The sequence below is a fragment of the Corynebacterium sp. UMB2355A genome, assembly GCF_033877495.1.
In the GTDB taxonomy this organism is placed as follows: domain Bacteria; phylum Actinomycetota; class Actinomycetes; order Mycobacteriales; family Mycobacteriaceae; genus Corynebacterium; species Corynebacterium pseudogenitalium.
Genome location: NZ_CP138855.1, coordinates 630,221 through 642,446, shown reverse-complemented (window position 1 = coordinate 642,446; position 12,226 = coordinate 630,221). Strand labels below are relative to the sequence as shown.

General features: G+C 64.6%; 10 protein-coding genes and 1 pseudogene. All 11 read left to right on the top strand.

What is annotated here, in order from left to right; all coding sequences use genetic code 11:
• The first annotated feature begins 36 nt into the window (after nt 1–36).
• Nucleotides 37–1,875, top strand: coding sequence for an AMP-dependent synthetase/ligase (locus R0V12_RS03110; RefSeq protein WP_256020842.1), 1,839 nt, complete (start codon nt 37–39; stop codon nt 1,873–1,875).
• 96 nt (nt 1,876–1,971) lie between these two features.
• A complete protein-coding gene (locus R0V12_RS03105; protein ID WP_083290858.1) occupies nt 1,972–2,640 on the top strand; it encodes a hypothetical protein in 669 nt (222 codons plus the stop codon).
• A gap of 260 nt (nt 2,641–2,900) precedes the next feature.
• Complete coding sequence (gene hemW / locus R0V12_RS03100) at nt 2,901–4,052, top strand: radical SAM family heme chaperone HemW (RefSeq protein WP_320072819.1); 1,152 nt, start codon at nt 2,901–2,903, stop codon at nt 4,050–4,052.
• Between the two features lie 32 nt (nt 4,053–4,084).
• Nucleotides 4,085–5,101 (top strand): heat-inducible transcriptional repressor HrcA, encoded by a 1,017-nt coding sequence (gene hrcA / locus R0V12_RS03095; RefSeq protein WP_284805387.1) that lies wholly within the window; start codon nt 4,085–4,087, stop codon nt 5,099–5,101.
• A gap of 28 nt (nt 5,102–5,129) precedes the next feature.
• Entirely contained in the window at nt 5,130–6,260 is a 1,131-nt protein-coding gene (gene dnaJ, locus R0V12_RS03090) for a molecular chaperone DnaJ (RefSeq protein WP_320072818.1), read from the top strand.
• Nucleotides 6,261–6,980 (top strand): 16S rRNA (uracil(1498)-N(3))-methyltransferase, encoded by a 720-nt coding sequence (locus tag R0V12_RS03085; protein WP_320072817.1) that lies wholly within the window; start codon nt 6,261–6,263, stop codon nt 6,978–6,980.
• Nucleotides 6,981–6,991: 11 nt separating this feature from the next.
• Nucleotides 6,992–7,996 carry a PhoH family protein gene (locus R0V12_RS03080; RefSeq protein WP_070478049.1) on the top strand — a complete coding sequence of 335 codons (1,005 nt, stop codon included), beginning with the start codon at nt 6,992–6,994 and terminating at the stop codon, nt 7,994–7,996.
• A pseudogene (gene ybeY / locus R0V12_RS03075) lies at nt 7,993–8,558 on the top strand (rRNA maturation RNase YbeY). The gene R0V12_RS03080 and the pseudogene ybeY overlap by 4 nt, the downstream one beginning before the upstream one ends.
• Nucleotides 8,559–9,899 (top strand): hemolysin family protein, encoded by a 1,341-nt coding sequence (locus R0V12_RS03070; protein ID WP_320072816.1) that lies wholly within the window; start codon nt 8,559–8,561, stop codon nt 9,897–9,899.
• Between the two features lie 25 nt (nt 9,900–9,924).
• Complete coding sequence (gene pdxY, locus R0V12_RS03065; RefSeq protein ID WP_256005354.1) at nt 9,925–10,776, top strand: pyridoxal kinase PdxY; 852 nt, start codon at nt 9,925–9,927, stop codon at nt 10,774–10,776.
• A gap of 328 nt (nt 10,777–11,104) precedes the next feature.
• The gene (locus tag R0V12_RS03060; RefSeq protein ID WP_320072815.1) at nt 11,105–12,019 is read left to right on the top strand and encodes a DUF559 domain-containing protein; all 915 of its coding nucleotides are present in this window, start codon (nt 11,105–11,107) and stop codon (nt 12,017–12,019) included.
• Nucleotides 12,020–12,226: the final 207 nt, after the last annotated feature.

Sequence of the window (12,226 nt, the reverse complement as noted above, 5' to 3'; positions counted from 1 at the left end):
GCAAAAGGTAGTTTCTGTCAGGTAACCTTGCCAACCATGGCTTCAGAAACGTACACAACTCCGCTCGGATTCAAGCTGAGTTCCACTGACACCTGCCTGTCGGCGCTCGTGGATATCTGCACGAAAAAGCCTCACATCGTGCTGTTTTCCCGCCCACGTAATTACGACTGGGTCAACGTGACGGCGGGGGAGTTCCTCGAAGAGGTCTACGAAACGGCCAAGGGGCTCATCGCAAACGGCGTCGAGCCGGGCGACCGCATCGCGGTGCTTTCCTCCACCCGTTATGAGTGGTCCCTCGTTGACTTCGCCATCTGGGCAGCGGGAGCGGTCAGCGTCCCGATCTACCCGTCGAGCTCCATGCACCAGATCCAGTGGATCCTCGAGGACTCCGGCGCCGAGATCGCCTTCACCGAGTCGCGCGACCACACCCAGCTGATGAGCGCCTTCCTCCTCCAGGAAGACGGCAAGCCGCGCCTGAAGGACTCGAGCTCGAAGCTGCGCAAGATCTACGAATTCAATGCCGCCGGGGTCGAAACCATCAAGTTCGAGGGCAGGGACGTCGAGCAATCGCTTGTCGACGCCCGCTCCGCCTCCCTCACCCACGACGACCTCGGGTCCATCGTGTATACCTCCGGCACCACCGGCCGCCCGAAGGGCGTGGCCTTAACCCACGGCAACTGGGCGCACCAGACCTGGGCGCTGATCAAGAACGACATCGGTGAGGTGGCCCGCCCCGGCAAGCGCGTCGTTACTTTCTTGCCGCTGGCGCACGTGCTGCAGCGCGCAGTCAGCCTCGCGCTGACGATGGCGGGCGCTACCCAGTCCCACTGGGCCGATACCCACACCCTGACCGTGGAGCTGCAACGCGCCCAGCCGAACATGGTGCTCGGCGTGCCGCGCGTCTTCGAGAAGGTCCGCAATGCGGCCTATAACAAGGCCGCGGACGGTTCCGCCATCGGCAAGGCTGCGTTCCTTGAGGCGGAGAAGACCGCCATCGAGTACTCCAAGGCCATGGACACCCCCGAGGGGCCGAGCCGGATACTCAAGGCGAAGCGCCGCGTCTTCGAGCGCGTCGTCTACTCCAAGATCAAGGAGGCCATCGGCGGCTCCGTGAAGTACGGCATCACCGGCGGCTCCGCCATGAGCGCCGACTTGCTGCACTTCTTCCGCGGCATCGGCATCCCAATCTACGAGGGCTACGGGCTCACCGAAACCTGCGCCGCATCCTGTGTCAATAACAAGAACGCCAACAAGATTGGCACCGTCGGGCGCCCGGTCAACGGCTACCAAGTCCGCACCAACGACGACGGCGAAATCGAATTCAAGGGCCCCGGCGTCTTCGACCGCTACTGGAATAACAAAGCCGCCACCGAAGAAGCCTTCACCGAAGGCTGGTTCAACACCGGCGACCTTGGCGAGGTTGACGACGAAGGCTACGTGCGCATCACCGGCCGCAAGAAAGACCTCATCGTCACTGCCGGCGGCAAAAACATCTCACCGGGGCCGATGGAGGACATCATCCGCCAGGACCCGCTGATCTCCAACGCGCTCGTCGTCGGCGACGGCAAGCCGTTCGTCGGCGTGCTGGTCACGCTCGACGAGGAGGAGCTGCAGCGCTGGAAGTCCACCCACAACATCCCGGAGAACCGCAAACTCAGCGACCTCGCCGGCGACCCCGTCCTGCGTGCCGAGGTGCAAGACGCCATCAACGTTGCCAACGGGACCGTCTCGCACGCCGAGGCGATCAAGAAGTTCCGCATCCTCGACCGTGACCTGAGCGAGCAGGCAAACGAGATGACGCCAACCCTCAAGGTGAAGCGCAATGTGGTGTTCGAGCGCTTCCGTGAGGACATCGACAAGCTCTACGAGCGCTAAGCCCCCGGCGCGCCTCAACCCGTGGGGCGCGCCCATGGCTTAACATTTCCATCGACTTTTGATCCGTACTTCCTGTGAGCCAGAAGGGGGCTATTCGTGCATAAAACTGCAGCGATGCTACGCCACCGTGAGCTGACACAGGAGATTTACAACATCGGCGACGAAGTCGCTGAATACACGGAACACCTCGCCGAAGCAGTCGCAGACTACGACGGTGAACTTACCGACGACTGCCTCGCCGAATTCGTCGAAATCGTCGACGATGCCCGCAACGACGCCCGCCGCATCGTCGGCGAACTTATCGGGCTTCGCCAGGCGCTGACGACCGGGATGCGCGCCGGGGTGCTCTCCGCCTCCTACCGGCCGGAGGAAAAGATCCCCGAGCCCGAACTTCTTGACGCCGCCGGCCTCGAAGACCTCTTCCCACTCCAAGCGCCGTTCTCCGTGCAGACCATGCAGGATGCGCTTGCCGGCCGCACCGACCTGACCGTGCAGCACCTCGGCGAGATCGTGCAGTACACGCTCGAGCAGACCGAGATGGTCGCAAGGGAACTGGGTGCCGTGAGCCTGCCGCACCTGTATGCGCGGGTCGGCGAGCTGGTCGAGGCTGCTGTCGATGGCTGGATGGAAACCGTCTGCATCGACCACCCCGCGTTCGTGCGCACGATGCGCGGTGTCGCCCCGCCACAGTTTCTCGAGGAGCGCGCCCGGGTGGACGCCATAGTGGCGAAGGTGGCGGCGAAGCGCCGCCGACGCGGGGCGTAGGTCTGTGGCACGAGGGGGTGCGCACCAAATTCCTTCATTTTGAGGGCGGGGGTTAGCGTTTCCTCAGTTCACTAATGGCTTGTGAGGGAATTTGGTGCTTGTCCTCATGTAGCAGTGCCAAAGGACGCACTTCTTGTTGGGGGAGGAGGCAAAAGCCCAGGTCGTGAAAAAGGGGTTGCGTCTTTTGGCACTGGCCGGTCAGGGAGCGCGCCTCGAACACAATTCGCAAACTCGGCCCCGGTCTGCTGCAATTGCGAGGTATGAACACAGCGCAGCAATCACAGCCCGACTTTGGCGTCTATATCCACGTGCCGCTTTGCGCAACGCGGTGTGGGTACTGTGACTTCAATACCTATACGCCGACGGAGGTGGAAAGCTCCCATCAGGAGTACCTCCACGCGCTGCAAAAGGAGCTGCGGCTGGCGGCGCAGCAGCCAGGCGTGGCTGAGGCGAGCACGGTGTTTATTGGGGGAGGGACGCCCTCGCTGTTGGGGGCGGATGGACTGGGCAGGGTGTTGTCGATGGTGCGGGACACCTTCGGCATCCAGGCGGGGGCGGAGGTGACGACGGAGTCGAACCCGGAGTCGACGGATCCGGCGTACTTCGCGGAGCTGCTGGAGCACGGCTTTACGAGGGTGTCGTTGGGGATGCAGTCGGCGTCGGCGTCGGTGCTTAAGGTGTTGGACCGGAAGCACACGCCGGGCAGGGCGGTCGCGGCGGCCAAGGAGGCCCTCGACGCCGGCTTCGAGCACGTGAATCTGGACATGATTTACGGCACGCCGACGGAAACGGACGACGACGTACGCCGCACCCTCGACGCCATCCTGTCGACGGGCGTCGACCATGTGAGCGCCTACTCGCTGATCGTGGAGGACGGCACCGCCATGGCGCGCAAGATCCGCCGCGGTGAGCTGCCCGCGCCGCAGGAGGATGTGTACGCGGACCGCTACGAGATGATCGCCGACACCTTGGAGGCGGCCGGGTTCGGCTGGTACGAGGTGTCCAACTGGGCGCGGCCAGGCGGGGAGTGCCAGCACAACCTGCTGTACTGGCGTGGCGCGCACTGGTGGGGCGCGGGCCCGGGGGCGCACTCGTTTATTGGGGACCGCCGGTTCTGGAACGTGAAGCGGCCGGAGCGCTACAACCAGTTGCTCGCCGACAGCACGCTGCCGATTGACAGTGGGGAGACGCTCACACCACAGGAGCAGCACGAGGAGCAGGTGATGCTGGGGCTGCGGCTGAAGGAGGGTGTGCCTCGGGGGCTGATTGGTGAGGGGGCGGAAGGGGTCGTCGAGAAGTATGTGGCGGCGGGCCTTTTGACTGCGGGCGAGCGCGTGGCCGTGACTGATGCTGGGCGCTTGCTGGCGGACGGGATCGTGACGGACATTTTGGCTGCCGAGGAGGCAGAGTAGTATGAGTTAGCAGTCGACGAAGGAGAGTGCTAATGAGTGCAGCGAATGATCGCAGACAGCGGGTGCTGCGCGCAATCGTCGCCGACTATATTGCGCGGCAGGAACCCGTCGGATCGAAGATGCTGGTGGAGCGCCACGGGCTGAAGGTCAGCTCGGCGACCATCCGCAACGACATGAGCGTGCTGGAGCGCGAGGGCTACATCACGCAGACGCACGCCTCTTCGGGGCGCATCCCGACCGAGGCCGGGTACCGCGCGTTTGTCGACGCCCTCCACGACGTCAAGCCGCTTTCCACCGCGGAGCGCCACGCCATTTTGGACTTCCTTGAGCACGGCGTGGACATGGAGGACGTGCTGCGCCGCAGCGTGCAGCTGCTGGCCCAGCTGACGAACCAGGCGGCGGTGGTGCAGCTGCCGACGCTGAACGTGTCTCGCGTGAAGCACTGCGAGGTGGTGGCGCTGGCCCCAACGCGGCTGCTGCTCGTGCTGATCACGGATACCGGGCGCGTGGACCAGCGCAACGTGGAGCTCGCCGCGCCGCTAGGTACCGACGGGGTGTTCCTGCTGCGGGACCTGCTCAATACGGTGCTGGTGGGCAAGACGATGCGTGATGCCTCCGCCGCGCTGAAGATGCTGCACGCGCAGGCGCCGCCGGTCATCGCGGATGCGGTGGAGCGGGCGACGGCGGTGCTCATCGAGACGCTGGTGGAGACCACGACCGACCGGCTGCTCATCGCGGGCGCCGGGAACTTGAGCGTGAACCAGATGGTGGATCTGCACAGCGTGATTGAGGCGCTGGAGCAGCAGGTGATCGTGCTGAAGCTGTTGGCGAACGCGCAGCAGCTGGAGCACGTCTCGGTCAGTATTGGCAACGAGAATGAGGAAAAGGAATTTTCTCAGGCCTCCATTGTTAGTACTGCATATGGAGCTGGCGACGAGGCGCTCGGCGGCCTTGGGGTGGTCGGTCCGACACATATGGACTATCCGGGTACCATGCAAAAGGTTGCCACCGTGGCTCAGTACATCAGTCGCATTTTGCGGGGCGAATAACTTCGAAGTGTTGAAAGGGAACTAACTAGTGGCTCGTGATTATTACGGCATCCTCGGCGTTGACCGAGAGGCGACCGAGCAGGAAATCAAGAGGGCGTACCGGAAGCTCGCCCGCAAGTACCACCCGGATGTGAACCCGTCTGATGAGGCGGCTGAGAAGTTCGCCGAGATCTCGCTGGCGCAGGAGGTGCTGCTGGACCCAGCGAAGCGCAGCATCGTGGATCGCGGCGGCGACCCGATGGAGCAAGGCGGCATGGGCGGCGCCGGTGGCGGTGGCTTCGGGGGCTTCGGCGACATTTTCGACGCCTTCTTCGGCGGGGGCGGGCGCAGCCACGAGCCGCGCTCGCGCGTCCAGCCGGGCAACGACGCCCTGCTGCGCACCCAGATCACCCTGGAGGACGCCTATGCGGGCGTGACCAAGGAGGTCACCGTGGATACCGCGGTGCTGTGTCAGAAGTGCCACGGCACCGGCTCCGAGTCTGAGGCGAAGCCCGTGCAGTGTGATTACTGTGCAGGCCAGGGCGTGGTGCAGGAAGTTCAGCAGTCCTTCCTGGGCAACGTGATGACCACGCACGACTGCCCGAAGTGCCACGGCTACGGCGAAGTGATCCAGGATCCGTGCCGCCAGTGCGCCGGCGACGGCCGCGTGCGCGCCACCCGCGACCTGAAGGTGAAGATCCCGGCGGGTATCGCCAACGGGATGCGCATCCGCATGGCGGGGCAGGGCGAGGTCGGCCACGGTGGCGGCCCCGCCGGCGACCTCTACGTGGAGGTACAGACCGCGCCACACAAGATTTTCGTGCGCGACGGCAACGACTTGCACCTGCGCCTGAACGTGCCGATGTACGACGCCGCGCTGGGCACCAGCATCGACGTCGAAAACCTTGCCGGTGACACGACCACCATCGAGATCCCGGCGGGCACCCAGCCGGGCGACGAGGTCCGCCTCGAGGGCGAGGGCATGCCACGCCTGCGCGCCGAGGGACACGGCGACATGATCGCCCACATCCAGGTCGTCGTGCCGACGCACCTCAGTGGCGAGGAGCGCCGCAGCCTCGAGCAGCTTCGCGACTCCCGCGGCGACGCCACCGGCGTCCACCACGACGACGAGCGCGACGAAGGCTTCTTCTCCCGCATGCGCGACAGGTTCCGCCGCTAAATGAGCGTTCCGTACTTCCTCACCCCGAACCCCGCCAGCGGGACCCTCGACGGCGACGAGGCGAAGCACGCCTTCGTCAAACGCATCGAGCCCGGCGAGCGCATCGCGCTGACCGACGGCGCCGGCACCGTCGCGGACGTCATTGTCCGCCACAGCGACAAGCAGCAGCTGCGCGGCGACGTCACTGAGGTACGCACCGTGCCCGCGCCCGAGCAGCGCGTCACCCTGGTGCAGGCAGTGCCGAAGTCGGAACGCGCGGAGCTCGCCGTCGACCTCGCCGTGCAAGGAGGTGTCGACGCCATCGTCCCCTGGATCTCGCACCGCACCATCGCGCGCTGGCCCGCCGCCAAACAGGCCAAGCAGGTGGAGAAGTGGCAGCACCAGGCGATCGCGTCCGCAAAGCAGGCGCGCCGGGCATGGGTGCCGCAGGTCGCAGACCCAGTGACCACGAACCAGCTGAAAGACCTGCTTGCCGAGGTGGGCGAAGGGGGCGTCGAGAAGCAGGCGCTGGTGCTGCACGAAGACGCGGCCGTGCCGCTGACCACCGTCGAGTTCGGGCCGGACATCTGGCTCATCGTGGGGCCGGAAGGCGGCATCGGCGAGGATGAGCTCGAGCTCATCGGCGCCCGCGCTGTCACCCTCGGGCCGGAAGTGTTGCGCACCGCCAGCGCCGGTTTTGCTGCACTATGCGCAATCGGCGCGCTAACGACGCGCTGGTAGGGTTAGGCGACATGGAACCTTTGGTCACGCGCAACATTGAGCTTGACTCTGTATACACCCAGGACGTGCTCGGTATTAATGACACGAACCTGCGGGTGCTCAACCAACACCTCGGCGCCGACGTGCACGCCCGCGGCAACGCGGTGACCGTGCGGGGCCCGGCCGTGGTGGTCGCGCACGCGCTGCGGGTGCTCGACGAGCTCGAGTCGATGGCGCGGCGCGGCGTTCCCATTACCGCGGATACCGTCACGCACGCGATTTCGCTGATGGAGGTGGAGTCACCGGAGTCGGTGGCGGAGCTGCTCGGCGCGGAGATCATCTCGCGGCGCGGCAAGGTCATCCGTCCGAAGACGGCAGGCCAGCGGGCCTACGTCGACGCGATCGACGACAACACCATCACGTTCGGCATTGGGCCTGCGGGCTCCGGCAAGACGTACCTGGCCGTGGCGAAGGCGGTGCAGGCGCTGCACAATAAAGAGGTCAAGCGCATCATTTTGACCCGCCCCGCCGTCGAGGCAGGAGAGAAGCTCGGCTTCCTGCCGGGCACACTCAGCGACAAGATCGACCCCTACCTGCGCCCGCTCTACGACGCGCTGCGCGACATGATGGACCCGGAAGCCATCCCGAAGCTCATCGAGGCCGGCATTATCGAAGTCGCCCCGCTGGCGTACATGCGCGGGCGCACCCTCTCGGACGCGTTCGTCATCCTCGACGAGGCCCAGAACACCTCTGGCTCCCAGATGAAGATGTTCCTCACCCGCCTGGGCTTTGGGTCGAAGATGGTGGTCACTGGCGATATTTCCCAGGTTGACCTTCCACGAGGCACGGTCTCCGGCCTGCGCGTCGCCCGCCGCATCCTCGGCGACATTGAGGGCATTTCCTTCCAGGACCTGCGCGCAGAAGACGTTGTGCGCCACCACCTGATCTCCCGGATCGTCGCGGCCTACGACGAGCACGACGCGCGCAACGCCGCACGCTACGAACGAAAACAACGCGAAGAAGAGGCAAGACAGTGAGTATTGAAGTCCTCAACGAATCGGGGGAGGCGGACGTCAACGAGGAAATGCTCGTCGATGTCTGCTCCTTCGCCCTGCAAGCCATGGATGTGCACCCAGACACGGAGGCAACCATCACGCTTGTCGACGAAGCCACCATGGCTGACCTCCACGTCCGGTGGATGGATTGGAAGGGCCCACGGACGTCATGAGCTTCCCGATGGACGAGCTCACCCCAGGCGGCGGGCGCCCGGACGCGTCCCCGTTCGGCGCGGCGATGCTCGGCGACATCATCCTGTGCCCATCCTTTGACCGCAAGCAGGCGGAGATGGCAGGCCACGACCTCGGCCACGAGCTCGCCCTGCTCACCGTCCACGGTGTGCTGCACCTGCTCGGCTACGACCACGTCATGCCGGACGAGGAACGCGAGATGTTCTCGCTGCAAAACGAGCTGCTCGCGGACTGGTACGACTCGCTGGCGGCACGCGGCATCGAGTACCAGCCTAAGCCGACCGGCGCCCATGCATTTCCCTCAGCCGCCGACCGCGAGGAGCTCGACCGCATGATGAAGGGCCGCGACTAAATGGAGTTCACCGTTGCCTACGGCCTCGTCGCCGTGCTCGCGCTGCTGCTTTCCGGCCTGTTCGGATCGGTCGAATCGGCGCTGACCCCGATTTCACGCGCGCGCGTCGAGACCATGGTCAAGGACGAAGTCTCAGGTGCCAAGGCACTCGCCCGAGTTGTCGACGCCCGCGCGAACCAGATCAACATGCTGGTCATGCTGCGCACCGTCCTTGACGCCGTTGCAGCCGTCTTCGCCGCCATGCTGGCGATGGACCTGCTCTCCTCCGACGCGTGGGCGATCATCGCCGCAGTCGCGTCGGTGACGCTGCTGCAGTTCAGCATCATCGGCGTATTTGCGCGCACCGCGGGGCGCCGCAACCCCTACACGATCTCGTTGAAGGCGGCGCCGTGGCTGGTCATTGTCAACCGGGTCCTCGGTCCAGTTTCACGCCTGCTCATCTGGGTGGGCAACCTGTTCCACCCCGGCGAGGACTTCCGCGACGGCCCGTACTCCACCGAAGTGGAGCTGCGCGAGATGGTCGACATCGCCCAGGAGAAAGGCGTGGTGGAAACCGCCGAGGGCCGCATGATCCAAAACATCTTCGACCTCGCCTCCACCCACGCCCGCCAAATCATGGTGCCGCGCCCCGAAATGATCTGGATTGAAGGGGAGAAGTCCGCCCGCCAGGCAACCACGCTGATGGTGCGCTCCGGGCACTCCCGCGTGCCCGTCATCGGGGAGAACGTCGATGAGATTGTGGGCGTCGCATATTTGAAGGACATGTTCGGCCCCACCGGCACCCCAGTGGCGCCGGACACCGTGCTGTCCACCCTGATGCGCGACCCGCTGTTCATCCCGGACTCCAAGCCACTCGACGTGCTGCTGCAAGAGATGCAGCGGGTGAACACGCACATCGCCATCGTGATCGACGAGTTCGGCAACGTCGCCGGCTTGCTCACGATGGAGGACCTCCTGGAGGAAATCGTCGGCGAAATCACCGACGAATACGACGACGACGAAGACGCCCCAATCGAGTTCGTCGCCGCGCGCACCCTGCGCGCCCAGGCACGCCTGCCTCTCGACGACCTCGTCGACTTCCTCGCCGACAACCTCGACTACGAGCTCGCCTTCGAGGAGGACGTCACCGACTCCGTCGATACTGTGGCAGGCCTGCTGTCCTACGAGCTGGGCCGCGTGCCGCTGCCGGGGTCCGCCATCGTCCACGACGGCCTACGCTATACCGCGGAAGGCGGCCGCGACCGGCGCGGACGCATTAAGACCCGTAGCGTGCTCATCGAGGTCCCCGAACCCGCCGAAGCACCCATGGAAGATTCAGACGGGGGTTCTGAAGACAAGTAGCCGTCAGGTTTGTACGCTTATCCCCATGAGCAATATCTTGTCGATCCAGTCCGCCGTCTCCTACGGCCACGTAGGCAACTCCGCCGCCGTCTTCCCACTGCAGCGCATCGGCCACGAAGTGTGGCCCGTCTACACCGTCAACTACTCCAACCACACCGGGTACGGCTCCTGGAAAGGCCCAATGATCCCAGCCACGGAGGTTGCGGCCATCATCGACGGCATCGAGGAGCGCGGGGCCCTCCCGCGTGTCGACGCCATCCTCTCCGGCTACCAAGGCGGCGACGACATCGCCGACGTCATCATCGACACCGTCGCCCGCGTCAAAGCCGTCAACCCCGACGCCATCTACGCCTGCGACCCAGTCATGGGCAGCGCCAAATCCGGCTGCTTCGTCTCCGACAACATCCCGCCCCTCCTACGCGACCGCGTCGTCCCCGTCGCCGACCTCATCACCCCCAACCAGTTCGAACTCGGCTACCTCGTAGAACAAGACGTCACTGACCTGGACTCCACCCTCCGCGCCGTCGACGCCGCCCGCGAAATGGGCCCCTCCACCGTCCTCGTCACCTCCGTCGAACGCGCCGACGCCCCCGCCGACACCATCGAAATGATCGCCGTCGACGACCACGGCAAGTGGATCGTGCGCACCCCACGCCTGCCATTCAAGCGCAACGGCTCCGGCGACGTCACCGCAGCCCTCTTCACCGGCCACTACCTGCGCGGCGGCAACGCCGCCGACGCCCTGGCCAAGACCGCCAGCTCCGTCTACGACCTACTCAAGCGCACCTACGACTCCGACTCCGCCGAGCTCCTGCTCGTCGAGTCCCAGGACGCCTACGCCAACCCTCAGCTGCAGTTCGAGGTCGAGGCGCTTTAGCCTTTGGCGCCGGCTGTTCCGCCTGCGTTTTCGCGCTCTTTTCGCGCCGTTTTCGTGCCTTTTTTGCGCCTTTTTTGCGCCCGTTTTGCTCAAAGCGTGCGCTTAGAAGCGTGCGATGCAGGTCGCGTGTTTTCACCCTGCCGGGCCGATTCTCGGCGACCAGCGTCGCACTCCTTTAACACCTCCACCGGAACGTTTTCGAGGTGGTATTTGAGGCGTTTTCGAGGCAGCGCTCGCGGCCAGGTCGGGTGCCCCCGGATGCACACCATGGTGTGCAAAGCCGAAAAACCCTGGCGCCGGTGACCACATACCTGCCACAATGAGGCGCATGGATACGGGGGACTGGAAAACACGGTTGCGTTCCGAGTTCGTTGACGTTCGGGGCTGTGTGAATGTGAGTCGCGAGGTGCGGGAGCGGTTGGACTCTGGTGAGTTGGTGAGGTTGTCGTCGGGGGTGGCGGTGCCGGCGTCGATAATTGAGGAGGTCCCGCAGTACCAGCGTGACTGGGCGCGGAGCTTCGCTGTCGGTGCGGTTGCGCAGACTGCGGTGGTGACGGGGCGGGCGGCGGCGCACCTGCTGGGGATGTGGACGGTCAATCAGCCGATGCCGCAGGTCTCGATGTTGACGCACAACCCGCCGCCGAAGCCGACTCGGCAGCCGGATGTACGCTACGTGCGGTCGCGATTTCGGCCGGATGAGGTGGTGCAAGGCCAGCATCTGAGCACAACAACTCCGTACCGGACCTTTTTGGAGATTGCCCGCGAGGCAGGGTTCAAGCACGCACTCGTAGCCGCGGATTGGCTGCTCTATTCGCGCACGCTCATCGCGCCACAGCTGCAGTATTTAATGCGCACGACTCCCCGGTTTCATGGGATTGGGGCAGCTCGGAAGGCTGTTCAGTATGCGGTGCTCGGTCCGGAGTCTGCGCCGGAGTCCTATACCAGAGCAGTGCTATTAGACGCGGGCTTCAGGAACGTGTTGTCCAACGTATGGATAGACTCGACGCGCTACCGTGTAGACCTTCTCGTGGAAAACGCACTGATCATCGAAATCGATGGGAACATGAAGTACATTGGCCCCGACGTGGATACGGCAGATGTGCTGCTGAAGGAGAAGCGCCGCGCCGATACTCTGCGCAATCTCGGCTATGAGCTGATCCGTTTTTCTCCCCACGATGTGGAAAGCAACCCCGCCTCTTTCTTATCGACGGTCCACTCCGCCCTGAACCGCGCCCGCCGGTAGCTCGCGTCCGTTTCGTTCCACGTTTCGCTCTGGTTTTCGCCACGTGTTTCGCGCCCGTTTTGCGCCGCTTTCGCAACCTGTTTCGCGCCGCTTTCGCGCTCAAATTGCGCCCGTTTTCCCGCTCATTTTGCTAAAAGCGTGCGCTTAGAAGCGTGCGATGCAGGTCGCGTGTTTTCACCCTGCCGGGCCGATTTTCAGCGACCAGCG